At 62.3% G+C, this 15514-nt stretch carries 7 protein-coding genes; 3 read left to right on the top strand and 4 right to left on the bottom strand.

The window, feature by feature from the left end; all coding sequences use genetic code 11:
• The first annotated feature begins 651 nt into the window (after nt 1–651).
• Complete coding sequence (locus D0B32_RS32640; protein WP_181969887.1) at nt 652–1017, top strand: hypothetical protein; 366 nt, start codon at nt 652–654, stop codon at nt 1015–1017.
• 241 nt (nt 1018–1258) lie between these two features.
• On the opposite strand, the gene proP is transcribed toward D0B32_RS32640, so the two are convergent.
• The 3 genes from proP to argA form a co-directional block, all read right to left on the bottom strand.
• On the bottom strand, nt 1259–2761 hold the full coding sequence (gene proP, locus D0B32_RS24070) for a glycine betaine/L-proline transporter ProP (RefSeq protein WP_259295115.1): 1503 nt from the start codon (nt 2759–2761) through the stop codon (nt 1259–1261).
• 627 nt (nt 2762–3388) lie between these two features.
• Nucleotides 3389–3664, bottom strand: coding sequence for an oxidative damage protection protein (locus D0B32_RS24065; RefSeq protein ID WP_117336775.1), 276 nt, complete (start codon nt 3662–3664; stop codon nt 3389–3391).
• Between the two features lie 76 nt (nt 3665–3740).
• Complete coding sequence (gene argA, locus D0B32_RS24060) at nt 3741–5129, bottom strand: amino-acid N-acetyltransferase (RefSeq protein ID WP_117336774.1); 1389 nt, start codon at nt 5127–5129, stop codon at nt 3741–3743.
• Between the two features lie 23 nt (nt 5130–5152).
• On the opposite strand from argA, the gene hrpA reads away from it, so the two are divergent.
• Entirely contained in the window at nt 5153–9526 is a 4374-nt protein-coding gene (hrpA, locus tag D0B32_RS24055) for an ATP-dependent RNA helicase HrpA (RefSeq protein WP_117336773.1), read from the top strand.
• A 261-nt stretch (nt 9527–9787) separates the two neighbouring features.
• Here hrpA and D0B32_RS24050 read toward each other — a convergent pair whose 3' ends face one another.
• Entirely contained in the window at nt 9788–13822 is a 4035-nt protein-coding gene (locus D0B32_RS24050; protein WP_117336772.1) for a YadA-like family protein, read from the bottom strand.
• A 655-nt stretch (nt 13823–14477) separates the two neighbouring features.
• On the opposite strand from D0B32_RS24050, the gene D0B32_RS24045 reads away from it, so the two are divergent.
• Nucleotides 14478–15497, top strand: coding sequence for a beta-propeller fold lactonase family protein (locus D0B32_RS24045; protein WP_117336771.1), 1020 nt, complete (start codon nt 14478–14480; stop codon nt 15495–15497).
• Nucleotides 15498–15514: the final 17 nt, after the last annotated feature.

The following is a 15514-nucleotide window of genomic DNA, read 5'->3' as shown; positions in this document are numbered from 1 at the left end:
GATTCGTCACCCCGATAGTGAGCGACTGGTGCGCTAGCTGGCACGACTCGACGCGTTTCGCTTCGGCTTCGTCGTGGTTTGAATTGAAACTGAAGCTGTTCGCGATGCAAGTCGCGAGAATTGATGACGGCCGCAAATCGCGCTACTAACCTATCGGATCAAATATGTCAGCTTGCGCACGAACTTACGTCACGCTTTGCATTTATTGCTCCGATATGGAAACGATGAAACGCGTGGCAAGCGAAATCAAGATTTCACCGACGAGGACCAGCAGCAGGAACGGACTTCTGGGTTGGTTCCTTGACACCAGTGAACTTGAGTCCGTTGATGTTTCGGATCATCTCGATCTTTTGCTGCGGAAGATCACGACCGGTCACATCGACATGAAAAAGCTACGAGAGATGGGTTGCTGGTACCGAACATACTGTTTGTGGACTTCCGTATCGGGGAACGGAGGTCCCGCTCTTAAGCCAAAACACATGGCGGATTTGGCATCGCTCGAAATGGAGCTTCACTTTGATTTGTGGTTTGATCCGCCAGACGACTAAGTCATGAAACTCAACGACCAAAAAATAGAGTTAGTAGTTTTCGAGCCATCGAGCGGAGCGCAGATTGCGGTGGTATGTGAACGGGTACTGATGCGGGTCGGCAATGAGCGACGATGAGGGTTACGCCTTCGATTTGCGGCTGCTCATCAAACATCCCGCGTTGACGCGCGAGTCTATTACTGCGCACATGAACATGCAGCCCATGCATGGTTGGAGCGTGGGTATGCCACGTCGAACGCCGTCCGCGACCCTATTGGGTGGCTTCTATGATGAGACGTATTGGGGGTACAGCGAGCGCATCAAAGGGCGTCGAGATTTTTTTAGATGTGCCGTTGAATTTGCTCGTACGCTGGAGCCGCAGCAGAATCTGGCGTCGTCGCATAAAGAAGGTAGACGCTCAGGGCATACACGGGACAATTTTTTACGAGTTGGACGAGAAAAAGGTTTATTACCCTACTCGAAAGGATGAGGAAGCCATCAATCCAGATGGAACGCTTCTAAGAAGTCAATCTTGATCTGAACGAACGGCCGCAGCGAAGCTGACAATAAAAAGGTTGGACAACTGTCCAACCTTTTGGGGTGCAGTTCGCACCGAGTGATCCGTACCGCCCTTTCTTAGTCAAGCTCGCAGTCTGATCGTGCGCCGTGTTGCCTGTACTGATCGTGCTGCTAAACGCGCAGAGATCAAGCGCACCAATCAGCCCTACACATCACGCCCGCGCAGTCTGCGCCGCCGCGTAACGCTCATCCATTTCCGCTGCCTCACGTTCACCGCGCAGCACTGCATGTGCTTCGGAATGCGTGGCCACGCACGGTCCCGAGCCGAGCAGCGGCTTGCGGGCGGTTTCGCGCAGGGCGAGCACCGAGACGATGCCGATCAGCGACGCGCCCATCAGATAGTAAGCGGGCATCATCAGATCGCCGGTGCGGTTGACGAGCCATGCCGTCACGAGCGGCGTCGTTCCGCCAAACAGCGACACAGAGATGTTGAAGCCAATGGCCAGCGCGCCATAACGGATGCGCGTGGGGAACAGCGCCGGCAGCGCCGAGGGCATCACGCCCGTAAAGCACGACAGCAGCACGCCGAGAATCAGCAGGCCGCCAAACACCGGCAGCATCTCACCCGTGCGGATCAGCAGCAGCGCCGGAATGGACAGCGCCAGCAGTCCCACGCAGCCGAACAGCATCACCGGCTTGCGGCCAATCTTGTCAGACAGGCGGCCGGCGAACAGCGTCATCGGCATCATCAGCACCATCACGAGCAGCACGAGGAAGAGACCGTGCGTTTCGTTGAAGTGCAGCGTGGACGACAGGTAGCTCGGCAGATACGACAGCGCCATATAGTCGGTCACGTTGAAGATCAGCACGAGGCCCACGCACAGCAGCAGTGGCTTCCACTGCCTGGCCAGCAGTTCGCGGAAGGTGTGCTTGGGCGCAGCCTTGTCCTCGGCTTCGCGCTCCTCGGCCTGCTTCTTGAAGGCGGGCGTTTCTTCGAGCTTCATCCGGATATACAGACCCACCAGACCCAGCGGCCCCGCGATCAGGAACGGCACGCGCCAGCCCCATGAGAGCAATGCTTCGTGCGACAGCGTGGCCGTCAGCACCGTGACGGTGCCCGCGCCGAGCACGTAGCCGATCAGCGTGCCGAATTCGAGGAAGCTGCCCATGAAGCCGCGACGCTTGTCCGTCGAAAACTCGGCGATGAAGGTGGCCGCGCCGCCATATTCGCCGCCGGTGGAGAAGCCCTGCACCAGACGCGCGACCAGCAGCAGCGCCGGCGCGAGAATGCCGATCGATCCGTAGCTCGGGATCAGGCCGATGGCAAAGGTGCCCACCGCCATCATGATCATGGTCATGGCGAGCACGCGCTGACGTCCGATGCGATCGCCGAGCGGGCCGAACACCATGCCGCCGATCGGGCGCACGAGGAAGGCCGCCGCGAAGGTGCCGAAGGTGGCGATCAACTGCGCGGACGGGCTGCTCGACGGGAAAAAGACATGGCCGAGCGTGACGGCGATATAGCTGTACACGCCGAAGTCGAACCATTCCATTGCGTTGCCGAGCGCCATCGCGCCGACGGCCCGCTTGAGAAGAGATTGATCGACCACGGTGATGTCGTCGAGGGTCAGGCGCTGTTCCTGTTTCTGATGTCGCCAGAAGCCGTTGCTGGAAGCGGTCAAGGTGCATACTCCAATGACTGCGACGAAACGCATGAACGTTCCGCCACGGGTGCTGGGGAGTGCAGTTTCGCGAAAGGGGCGAAGGCCCACGAAGTGTGGACCGTGCAAGGGCGTCGGAAAAAATGAAAAGCACAACGCCCGTGCCCCGCGCATGTCGCGGAATTGCACTGGTCTAAATTGCTGCTGATCGTTGCATCTGCGTGGCCGTGAAAGGGGGGCAGATGCGTGTGGACGCTCGGCACGTAGTGCCGCGGGCGCCGCTGAAAGGCTTGGTACGAAAAAGGCCGGTGATGACCGCGCCAGCGTTGCGCGCTTTGCGGTTTGACCGACAAGCCTTCTTGTCAAAAACTGTTCAGTTCGTGGTGGGCTGCGCAAGGCGCCGCACGTTGAATTGAACGCGAATGATGGTTAAAGACTGTTGAAGCGAGGAACATGATAGCACGATGACAGAGGATCGTGCAAACCGGGGGCTACCCCGGGAGCCCGGCGAGGCCCTTCCATCCCTTGCCGGGCGGGCGATTGCGGCGGATGTCAGAAGATGTAACAGAGGCGCTGCGCGGGTACTTTTGAGCAAGCAGGGGCGAAAAAAATCCGCGCACGCGGCGCGGATTTTTTGTCGTTCGGGCTGCCTGTCGCATCAGATGCGAGCCTGCCAGTCGCTCAGCTTTCCGACGGCGGCACGTAGCCGGTGGCCTGATCGGCGCCTTCGCCGAAGAAGAACTTTTCGGTCTGCTTCATCAGATACTGGCGCGCACGCGGATCGGCCATATTCAGGCGATTTTCGTTGATCAGCATGGTCTGCTGCTTGAGCCATGCCTGCCACGCTTCCTTCGAAATGCTTTCGTAGATCCGCTTGCCGAGTTCGCCCGGCAGCGGCGGGAAATCGAGGCCTTCGGCTTCCTTGCCGAGCTTCGCGCATTGAACCATACGAGCCATGCTGTGCTTCTCCTGTAATCGGTGTGGGGCGTTGTTGCGTTATCGGTCAGTCGCTATCGGGCCTATATGGGGCCGCTCAGAGCTGTTTCATCAGCACCAGTGACTTGCGCTGCCAGTTATAGAGCCGGCGACGGTCTTCCGGCAGGTCGTCGACAGTGACCTTCTTGAAGCCGCGCTTGAGGAACCAGTGTTCGGTACGCGTGGTGAGCACGAAGATGCGCGTGAGGCCGCGCGCGCGGGCACGCTGCTCGATGCGCTTCAGGAGGCGCTCGCCGTCGCCGGTGCCTTGTGCTTCAGGCGCGACGGTGAGGCACGCCATTTCGCCGATGCGCTCCTGCGTGTACGGATACAACGCCGCGCAGCCGAACAGCACGCCATCGTGCTCGATCACAGAGAAGTGGTCGATGTCGCGTTCGATCTGGTGACGTCCGCGCCGCACCAGTGTGCCGTCGGATTCGAGCGGCTCGATCAGCGCGAGAATGCCGCCGACGTCGTCCGGCGTTGCTTCACGCAGGCTTTCGAGGTTCTCGTACGAGATCATCGTGCCCACGCCATCGTGCAGGAACAGTTCGAGCAGCAGGCTGCCGTCGAGCGCGTAGGGGATGATGTGCGCCCGCGCCACCCCGCCACGGCAGGCACGAATGGAATGCTTCAGATAGAAACCCGCGTCGCCGGTGACTTCGCCGCTTTCATGCAGCTTGTAGGCGTCGTCGAGCGACAGTTCGTGAATCAGTTCCGGCCCTTCTTCGCCTTCCTGCATGAGCCCCGGCGTTTCCGTGAGGAACACGATCTTGTCGGCGCGCAGCGCGATGGCCGCGGCCGATGCCACGTCTTCCATGGCCAGATTGAACGCCTCGCCGGTGGGCGAGAAGCCGAGCGGCGAGAGCAGCACGAGCTTGCGGCTCGCCAGCGAATGGCGGATCGAATCCGCGTCGATCTTGCGCACCACGCCGGTGTGCTGGAAATCGACGCCATCCAGAATGCCGACCGGGCGCGCCGTGACGAAGTTGCCGGACACCACGCTGATGTGCGCGTGCGCCATAGGCGTGTTCGGCAAGCCCTGGCTGATGGCCGCCTCGATGTCCAGCCGCACTTCGCCCGCCGCTTCTTTCGCGGACTCCAGCGCGCGCGCATCCGTAATGCGCATGCCGTGCGAAAACTCGGACTCCACCCCGTGCAGGCTCATCTGCTCCTCGACCTGCGGCCGCGAGCCGTGCACCAGCACGATCTGGATGCCCATTGCCTGCAACAGCGCGATGTCCGACACCAGCGCGTTCAGCAGCCCCTGATGCACCACTTCACCGCCGAACCCGACAACGAACGTCTTGTTGCGGAACGCGTGAATATAGGGGGCAACCGAGCGCATCCAGTCGACGAATTGCGCGTGTTGCGAGTCGGATTCCGTAGCGCCGGTTGGGGCCGGAGCGCTCGCGGGCGTGGGGACGAGGTCGGTTTGGGAATTCATGCCCGGGATTATAATGCGCCCCCATGTCGAATGTACCCAAAAGTCCCGCGGGGGCGAATCAGAAAACGGCTGCGAATGCCGCATCCGAACCATCGCGCGAGTCGCACGGCGAGGGGCAGCGGCGCGCTGCTGGCGGTGACGGGCGGCGAGTCTCACAGACAGGCCGCGAAGAGGGCGGCGCGCAGCGGCGCGAGCAAGGGCGCCGCGCACCTGCTGACTCGAAAAATTCACAGAAGGCGGTGGAGGGGCGAGCGGGTCAGCCGGCTGGGCAAGGGCCGCGTCGCGACGCCAGCGCCCAGACGCGCCGTTCGAATGAGCGCGGCGCGGCCGGTCAGACGAGCGAGGCACGCGAAGCCGGCGAACCACGCAAACCCCACGAACCCCGTCCGCCTCGTCCGCCGCGTCCATCGCGCACGGTCGAACCCAATCCGATTCCGCCCATCACGTATCCGGAAGCGCTGCCGGTGTCCGGACGGCGCGAAGAGATTGCGCGGGCCATTGCGAACAATCAAGTGGTGATCGTCTGCGGCGAGACGGGTTCCGGTAAAACCACGCAGCTGCCGAAGATCTGCCTCGAACTGGGCCGCGGGCTCGGCGCGGGCGGCTCCGGCCTGATCGGCCACACGCAGCCGCGCCGTATCGCGGCCTCGGCGACCGGCCGGCGCATCGCCGAAGAACTCGGCACGCCGTTTGGCGAAGTGGTCGGCTACAAGGTGCGGTTTACCGACAACCTCTCGCCGGGTGCGTCCGTCAAATTGATGACCGACGGCATTCTGCTTGCTGAAACGCAGACCGATCCGCTGCTCAAGGCCTACGACACGCTGATCATCGACGAGGCGCACGAGCGCAGCCTCAACATCGACTTTCTGCTCGGCTATCTGCGCGAAATCCTGCCGCGCCGTCCCGATCTAAAGCTGATCGTCACGTCGGCGACCATCGACGCCGACCGCTTCGCGCGCCATTTCGTCAGCGACGATAAACCCGCGCCGGTGATCGAAGTGAGCGGCCGTCTGTATCCGGTCGAGGTGCGCTACCGGCCCGTCGCGGAAGACAGCCCGGCGGTGAAGTCGGCGGAGGGTTCGGCTTCTTCACGCGAGCGTGCCGAGCGTCCCGATCGTGCCAGATCGCAGCGTGAGACGGATCGCGATCTGATGGACGCGATCGTCGAAGCCGTGGATGAACTGTGTCGCGAAGGCCCCGGCGATGTGCTGGTGTTCCTGCCCGGCGAGCGCGAGATTCGCGATGCCGCGGAGGCGTTGCGCAAACATCATCCTCCGCATACGGAAATTCTGCCGCTGTTTGCGCGGCTTTCGGCGGCGGATCAGGAGCGCGTGTTTCGCACCTCGAACGCGCGGCGTATCGTGCTCGCCACCAACGTCGCGGAAACCTCGCTGACGGTGCCCGGCATCCGCTATGTGGTCGATACGGGTCTGGCGCGTGTAAAGCGCTATTCGTACCGCAACAAGGTCGAGCAACTGCAGGTCGAATCCATCTCGCAGGCTGCTGCGAATCAGCGTGCCGGCCGCTGCGGCCGCGTCGCGGACGGCGTGTGCATCCGGCTCTACGAGGAAAGCGATTTCCAGGCGCGTGTGCGCTTCACGGACCCGGAAATCCTGCGCTCGTCGCTGGCGTCGGTGATTCTGCGCATGAAGTCGCTGCATCTGACGGCAATCGAAACATTCCCGTTCATCGAACCGCCGCCGGGTCGCGCCATTGCGGACGGCTATCAACTGCTGAACGAACTCGGCGCGGTCGACGACGACAACGAACTCACGCCGCTCGGCCGCGAACTCGCGCGCCTGCCGCTCGATCCGCGCGTGGGCCGGATGATTCTCGCCGCGCGCGATCAGCAGGCGCTGCGCGAAGTGCTGATCATCGCGAGCGCCTTGTCGGTGCAGGATCCGCGTGACCGGCCCATCGAAGCGCAGGAGCAGGCTGATCAGGCGCATCGCCGCTTCGCCGACGAGCGCTCCGAATTCCTGCAATGGCTGAAAATCTGGAACTGGTTCGAAGAAGCGATTGCGCACAAGAAGTCGAACCGTCAGTTGCACGACGAGTGTCGCGCGAATTTTCTTTCGCAACTGCGTCTGCGCGAATGGCGTGACGTGCATTCGCAATTGCTGACGGTGGTGCGCGAACATGGCTGGCGTCTCAACGAGGCCGAGGCCACTTTCGAACAGATCCACCTGGCGTTGTTGACGGGCCTGCTCGGCAATATCGGCCTGAAAGCCGACGACGAACCGTATTACCTCGGCGCGCGCACCATCAAGTTTTATCTGTGGCCGGGCTCGGCGCTGGTGAAGAAAGCCGGCAAGTGGGTCATGGCCGCGGAACTGGTGGAGACGAGCCGGCTGTACGCGCGTTGTATCGCGAAGATCGAGCCGGAGTGGATCGAGCGGATTGGCGCGCATCTGTTGAAAAAATCGCTGTCCGAGCCGCATTGGGAAAAGCGCGCGGCGCAGGTGTCCGCGTACGAACGGGCCGTGCTGTACGGTTTGCCGATTTATCATCGGCGCCGCGTGAGTTTCGGCAAGCAGGATCCGGCGCGCGCGCGTGAACTGTTCATTCGCGGCGCACTGGTGGAAGGCGAGTTCGACACCAAGCTCGCGTTCTTTGCGCACAACCGCAAGCTGCTGGCCGACATCGAGCAACTCGAACACAAGTCGCGCCGTCAGGATGTGCTGGTCGACGACGAATTGATCTACGCGTTCTACGATCAGAGCGTTCCGCAGGGCATCCATACCGGCGCGGCGTTCGAGCGCTGGTATCGCGACGAAGTGAAGAACAGCGGGCAGCCGGAGGACAAACTGCGCCTGCTGTATCTGTCGCGTGACGATCTGATGCGCCACGAGGCCTCCGGCGTCACGACGGATCTGTTTCCGAAGCGCATGACGATGTCCGGCGTCGAGATGGCGCTGACGTACCACTTCGAACCGGGCTCACCGCGTGATGGCGTGACGCTCGCGGTGCCGCTCTACGCGTTGAATCAGGTGGATGCACGACGCTGCGAATGGCTCGTGCCGGGGATGCTGAAAGAAAAGACCCAACTGCTGCTCAAATCGTTGCCGCAGAAGTTGCGGCGGCATTGCGTGCCGCTGCCGGAATACGCGGCGGGTTTTGTCGAGCGTGCAGGTGGGCCGCGTTTTGGCGCAGGCGGTTTGCTCGAAGCGCTGATTGCCGATGTGCGCGAGCAGACCCAGGTTGCTATGAAGCAGTCGGATTTCAAGCTGGAGACCTTGCCCGCGCATCTGTTCATGAACTTCAAGGTCATCGACGAGCATGGGCGGCAACTCGCGATGGGCCGCAATCTCGCACAACTTCGCGCGGAACTGGGCGGTCAGGCGCAGCAGCATTTTCAGAAGATCGCCTCGGGCGCGGCGGGGATTGCGCTGGCGGGGAGTGGTGGGGCGGCTGTGGGCGCTGCTGCAGGTGCCGCTGGTGCTGGGGCAACGTCCAATGTGTCCGCACAAGGAAGGCAGGCGCGTGGACGGGATGGTGTGCCGCTGCCGCAGACACCTTCGCAGGGAGTGGCCGCGACCACCGCGCTGTACGAGAAACTCACCACCTGGAATTTCGGCAAGCTGCCCGAGTTGCTCGAAATTCGTCGTGGCGGGCAGACGTTGTTTGGTTATCCGGCACTCGTCGATCGCGGCACGCATTGCGATGTCGAAGTTTTCGACTCACCGGACGAGGCCGCGCGAATCCACCGCGCCGGTCTGCGGCGTCTGTTTGCGCTGCAGTTGAAGGAGCCGATCAAGTATCTGGAGAAGAACTTGCCGGGTCTGCGCGAAATGGCCATGCAGTACATGCCGCGCGGTACGCAGGAGGAGTTGCGCGATCAGTTGATCGACACAGCGCTGGATCGTGCGTGCCTGCAGGACCCGCTGCCGGATGATGACGCGAGCTTCCATACCCGTCGTGACGAAGGGCGCAGCCGCTTGACGCTGCTTGCGCAGGAAATCGCGCGGCTGGTGGGGCAGATTCTCAGCGAATACGCGAGCGTGACCAAAAAGCTCGTGCAGGCCAAATCGTTCACGGCGGCTTACGCGGACATGCAGAGCCAGCTCGATGCGTTGATCGGCAAACGCTTCGTGATCGACACGCCGTATGCGCAACTCGCACATTTTCCGCGCTATCTGAAGGGCATCGCGTTGCGCATCGACAAGCTGAAGGCCGATTCGGCACGTGACGCGCGGCAGTTCGCCGAGTTTGCGCCGCTGCTGCAAAACTATCAGCGCGCGCTCGCGCAGCGTGGCGGCGTGCTGGATTCGCGTCTGTCGGAGTTTCGCTGGTTGCTGGAAGAGTTGCGCGTTTCACTCTTCGCACAGGAGTTGCGCACGCCGATGCCGGTGTCGGTGAAGCGGTTGTATAAGGTTTGGGAATCGATGCAGCGGTGAGTTTGTTTGTGTGCTTGCTGCTTGCTTCGCGTTGATTGGTGTTTGCGCTGCGTCGTCTGGGACAACCTCACGGCCGAGCACACGCTAAAGCGCGCATAAAAAAAGCGCGGCATCAATCCTGTGGACTGATGCCGCGCAAACGACGCAGGTCCGCCCGGACCTGCATCCACTCGCTGCCCTGAGTTAGTGATCCTGCTCGAGTCCTCACAGAGCGCCTGCTTGAGTTCAAGGCTCAGCGTGAGGACCTGATGAGATCGCTGCTTACCAGTGCATGCCCGCGCCAATCGACGCGCCGAACTGGCCACGCGAATCGGACGTGCCTTGAACCTTGTAGACCCACTTGCCCGTCTCGGACAACTGCGACACGCCGATAGCGACCGCGGACTGACCCGCATACGTGCCACCCGCGACCGCCACCATGCCGTGACCCGGCAGCACCGCTTGCGGCAGACCCGCAGCGGCCAGCGCCGAGGCCGTGCCACCGTACGAATCGCGGCGCGCCGAGCGGATCTTGTCGTCCGTGTAGCTGTTGGCCTGGTTCACGGCGCCGCTGATACCCGAGTTCAACTGGTTGAGGTTGACGGCGTCCGTGCCTTGCACGCCGGGTGCGAGGTTGGTGATCTGACGCTCGCTGCCCGCAGCGCCCACCGATACCGTGTTAGCGCGATCTGCCACCGAACCTTGACCCAACGCGACAGCGTTGTCCGCGCTGGCATTGGCGCCGGCGCCGAGCGCCGTGGCGTTATTGCCGCTCGCCGCCGAATTCGCACCGATCGCCACCGCGTTCGTGCCGGATGCCTGCGCATTCGCGCCGGCTGCCGTCGCGTGCGTGCCGGACGATTGCGCGGCCTCAGTATTGGCGTCGCCGTCGGCGCTGAAGAACGCGTTGCTGCCGCCCACCGGGGCGAGGTTGTTCACCGCGTTGCCGATGGCCGCGTTCAACTGACCGAGGTTGACCGCGTCAGTAGCAGCCACGCCGTCAGCGACGTTGTGGATGACCGTGCCGTTACCGTCGCCACCCAGCGTGACGCTGTTCTTGTTGACCGTGCCGTCCGGATTGGTGTCGTACATGACCGCGCCGTCGACCTTGGCCGCTGCCGCGTTGGCTTGGCTGGCCACCGCGTTCAACTGGTTGACGTTGACCGCGTCCGTACCTTCGACACCAGCGGCGACGTTGGTGATCTGACGTTCGTTGCCCGCCGAGCCAACCGAGACGGTGTTGGCGCGATCGGCGATGGAGCCTTGACCGAGGGCGACGGAACTGTCAGCGCTCGCTTGCGCACCGCTGCCCATTGCGACGGCGTGGTCGCCGCTTGCCATTGCGTCGTCCGTACCGTCTGCGGGGCCGTCCGCCTTGAAGTAGTGGGAGTTGGTGGTCGCAGTTTGCAACTGGCTCAGATTGACGGCATCAGTGGCTTGCGTACCAGCGGCGACGTTGGTGATCTGGCGCTCGCTGCCCGCCGAGCCAACCGAAACGGTGTTGGCGCGATCGGCGACTGAGCCTTGACCGAGGGCGACGGAACCGTCGGCGCTGGCGCTGGCGCCCTGGCCGACAGCCGTGGCGTTTTGTGCCGTGGCTTGAGCCGAGTCACCGACTGCGGTGGCGGCGGTGATCGAAGGATCACTGACGACGCCGGCGGTGGCGTTTGCGCCGAGCGCTGTCGAGTTATCGCCAGCGGCAGTGGAAAGCACACCGACTGCTGTGCTGTGCGAACCGGCTGCCCAGGAATTGACGCCGGTGGCCACGGACTGCGCTCCGCTTGCAACCGAGTCGCTGCCAATTGCGACGGCGTGGTCACCGGTTGCCATTGCGTCGTCCGAACCGTCTGCGGGGCCGTCCGCCTTGAAGTAGTGGGAGTTGGTGGTTGCAGCTTGCAACTGGCTCAGATTGACGGCGTCGGTGGCTTGCGTACCGGCGGCGACGTTGGTGATCTGGCGCTCGCTGCCTGCTGAGCCAACCGAGACGGTGTTGGCGCGATCGGCGATGGAGCCTTGACCGAGGGCGACGGAATTGTCGGCACTGGCGCTGGCGCCCTGGCCGACCGCCGTGGCGTTTTGTGCCGTGGCCTGAGCGTAGGAGCCGACTGCGGTGGTCGCGGTAATCGAAGGGTCACTGATGACGCCGGCGGTGGCGTTGCCACCCAAAGCCGTGGAGTTGTCGCCAGCGGCAGTGGAAAGCACACCGACTGCTGTGCTGTGCGAACCGGCTGCCCAGGAATTGACGCCGGTGGCCACGGACTGCGCTCCGCTTGCAACCGAGTCGCTGCCAATTGCGACGGCGTGGTCACCGGTTGCCATTGCGTCGTCCGAACCGTCTGCGGGACCGTCCGCCTTGAAGTAGTGGGAGTTGGTGGTTGCAGCTTGCAACTGGCTCAGATTGACGGCGTCAGTGGCTTGCGTACCGGCGGCGACGTTGGTGATCTGGCGCTCGTTACCTGCCGAGCCGACCGAAACGGTGTTGGCGCGATCGGCGATGGAGCCTTGACCGAGGGCGACGGAACCGTCGGCGCTCGCTTGCGCACCGCTGCCCATTGCTACGGCGTGGTCGCCCGACGCCACGGCGTCGTCTGTGCCGTCTGCGGGGCCACCGGCCTTGAAGTAATGCATCGTGTCGCTGCTGGTGATCGCATCAACTTCATTGCTGACGGTATCGACCTTTCCGTTGACTGCGCGCAACTGGCTGACGTTGACAGCATCGGTATCGGCTGCGCCGGCAGCAACGTTCGTCAGTCGGCGTTCGTTGCTGGCCGAGCCGACCGAAACCTCGCCTACGCCAGTCAATGCCTTGACGGTGCCGCTCGTGCCGAACTCTTCGCCAGCGGCGGAGGCACCGGTGATCGCAGTCGAACTGGCGCCGAGTGCAACGCTGTTGGCGACCGTCACCTTGGTGCTGGCACCGAGAGCGACGCTGTTGGCTGCGTTCGTCACGAGTGCGTTCGAACCCACCGCCACGCTGTTGACACCCGACACACTGGCGTTCGAGCCGAGCGCGGTCGAGCCATCGGAATAGGCCAGCGCACCGGTGCCGACAGCCGACGAGTTCAGGCCGTTGCCAGTCGATCCGCGGCCGAGCGCCAGACTGTTGTCTTTCAATGCACGCGAATTGGCGCCAAGCGCAACGGCGTTGGTGCCAGTGGACGACGCGGTTCCGCCGATTGCGATGCCGTTCGTGCCGCTTGCCGTTGCGCTACCACCCATCGCAACGGCGTTGGTGCCCGCGGCATTGGCCTGATAACCCGCGGCCACGGCGTTGGTGTTCGTCGCCTGCGCGCTCGCACCCATAGCCACGCCATGAGTGCCCGCTGTCACGGATGCGTCATCGCTGTCGTCGTTCAGGCCGTCGGCCTTGAAATAACGCGTTGCGGCTTTCTGGGCGGCATAGAGCTGTGCGCCGTTGACCGCGTCGGTGCTGCTTGCCGTGACGGCGCCTTGCGCGACATTGCTGATCTTCGTGCCACCGGTCACGCCGCCATCTGTAGAGGTCGGGCCAGCGAGCGTGACGCTGCCCGTGTTGGGCGTGCCATCGGCGTTGGTGTCGTATTTGACGGCGCTAGCGGCGACCGAATCGACCTTACCGTCGACGGCACTCAACTGGCTGACATTGACCGCGTCCGTGGGCGCGGCGCCAGCGGCGACGTTCGTGATGCGCCGTTCGTTGTTTGCCGATCCTACCGAGACTTCCCCGGTTGCGGCGGGCGCGGCGACTGCCGTTGCGCCTGCGCCAGTGGGGGTGTAGCCAGTTGCGGCAAGATCACTCGCTGTCAGTGTCGTGGTCGAGTTTGCGCCCAGCGCGACGCTGTTGTCGGTTGCGGCCGCTGCCGCATAGCCTATTGCTACGGAGTTGGTACCGTTTGCCTGCGCGCGTGTGCCAAATGCCGAACCCCCGACGCCGTAGACCGTCGAGAGCGTACCGACGGCCGTGGAGTAGTCCTTCATGGCCCACGCCGACGCACCGCTCGCGAAAGCATTGGCGCCTGTTGCGAGTGAAGTAATGCCGATGGCGACGGCGTTTGGACCCGATGCAACCGCGCTTGAACCCTCGGCGATCGACCCTGCAGCAGTGGCCGCCGCATTGCGATCCAAAGTCGGGTTCGACGAGGCTTGCGCGTCGAAATAGTTCGTCGCAGCGGTCCCGGCTGCCTGAGCCGCCCCACCCATCGCCACCACGCCGGCCACGACGACCTGCGCGACCAGCTTGCGCGACACCCCGCCCTTGGTCTTCGAGCGGGCCGTTTCCGACGTTGCGACCCACGCGCCCGTCGTTTCATTCCAAACCGATTTATAAATCTTGTTCATGCTTAAAGAAACTCCGCGATATTTCTAGCGTGGCCGGTATGAAATGCATTCGAGTCAGACAGAAACGCCATCGCCCTCAAAGGGCGCGCACCAAATTTGACATAGCGTTGTGGTTTTTCTCTCTGTCCCAGTTTTGCTCAATTCTTCTGCGCGCTTTGACTGAATGCTTCACGCCTGTTTGGCCACCTTGGTTGATATTGTGGGCGACGATCGGCGGGATTTTCAGGCGGGGCGGGGGATTGCTGATATAAGTCAATTCTTAAAAGGTTTGCGCTGCATTTGTTGGCTGTTTCTGGTTGTAAATAACTGTCCTAAGATAGGAGCCTTAAAGAAAAGTCTTGTTTGATTCTTATTAATACAGTGACTTCATAAGAATGTGATGTTTTGTGGATTTTGTGGTTAATCATTGAAGCGATTTTATGGCGGGGTTTTTCTGGCAGACTTTTGCGGTTATTTCAGACGTGAGCGAGTCGTTCTTCGTAGGAAATTCTTTCGGCATCGTGAGGGCACGTATCAATGTGCGGCTGGTGATTGGAGCATCACGCACCCGGAGGGCTCAGGAGTGGCTGTTTGTCACGAGCGGAACCCCATCTGGATCAACCGCTTACGCTAACAAACGCTTTACAATGCAAGTTGTTCTCCGAAGTGAGTTTTCATGCGTAATTTTCTTTTTTCCCGCTCGGCGGCCACCTTTGCCGCGGGCGCGGCGTTGACCGTTGCCGCAGGGCTGTTCTCCCCCCTGGCGTGCGCCAACAATGTGATCGTGCTCAATTCCGGTGAGGCCACACTCAGCCTCATCGACGAGGCCACCCATCAAGTGGTCGGCACGGTGCCGACGGGCAAGGAACCTCATCACCTGATGCCCACGCCGGACGGCTCGTCGCTGATCGTCGCGAACTCCGTGTCGAACAATCTGATGCTGGTCGACCCGAAAACCGGCAAGGTGCAGCGCTGGATCGAGAACATCGAAGACCCGTATCAAATGGGCTTTTCGCCGGACCGCAAGTGGCTCGTCACCACGGGGCTGCGGCTGGACCGTCTCGACATTTATCACTTCGACGGCCAGCAGAACAGCATGACGCTCGCGAAGCGTCTGCCGCTCGCTGTCATGCCTAGCCATATCGCTTTCACGAACGACAGCAAGACGGTGTTCGTCACGCTGCAGGTTTCGGGTGAACTGGCCGCCGTGGATCTGGAAACCCAGCAGATCAAGTGGAAGATGAAAGTCGGCAAGGTGCCGGCGGGTCTGTGGATGACGCCCGGCGACAAATATCTGCTGGTCGGCATGACCGGCGCGGACTACGTCGCGGTCGTGGACTGGCGCAACCAGAAGATCGTCAAGACCATCCAGACCGGCAATGGCGCGCACAATTTCCGCTCGCTCGCGGACGGTCGGCATGTCGCGGTGTCCAACCGCGTGGCGAGTACCATTAGCATCATCGACGAAGAAACGCTCACCAACGTCGGCGACATCACCGGTCTGATGCCGGGGCCCGATGACATGGAACTGTCAGCGGACAAGCGCTATCTGTGGGTGACGTTCCGCTTCGCGAAGCATATCGGCATCATCGACCTGTCCACGCGCAAGCTGATCCAGACCATTGCGGTGGGCCGTTCGCCACACGGCATCTATTTCTATGACCGTGCGCCGACCACCGCGCCGAACGGCGCCTGAGCGAGACGTTGCAAAAC

The sequence above is a fragment of the Paraburkholderia sp. DHOC27 genome, from assembly GCF_003429005.1.
Classification (GTDB): domain Bacteria; phylum Pseudomonadota; class Gammaproteobacteria; order Burkholderiales; family Burkholderiaceae; genus Paraburkholderia.
Note: the sequence above shows the minus strand (reverse complement) of the source record. Positions and strands in the feature narration are given on the sequence as shown.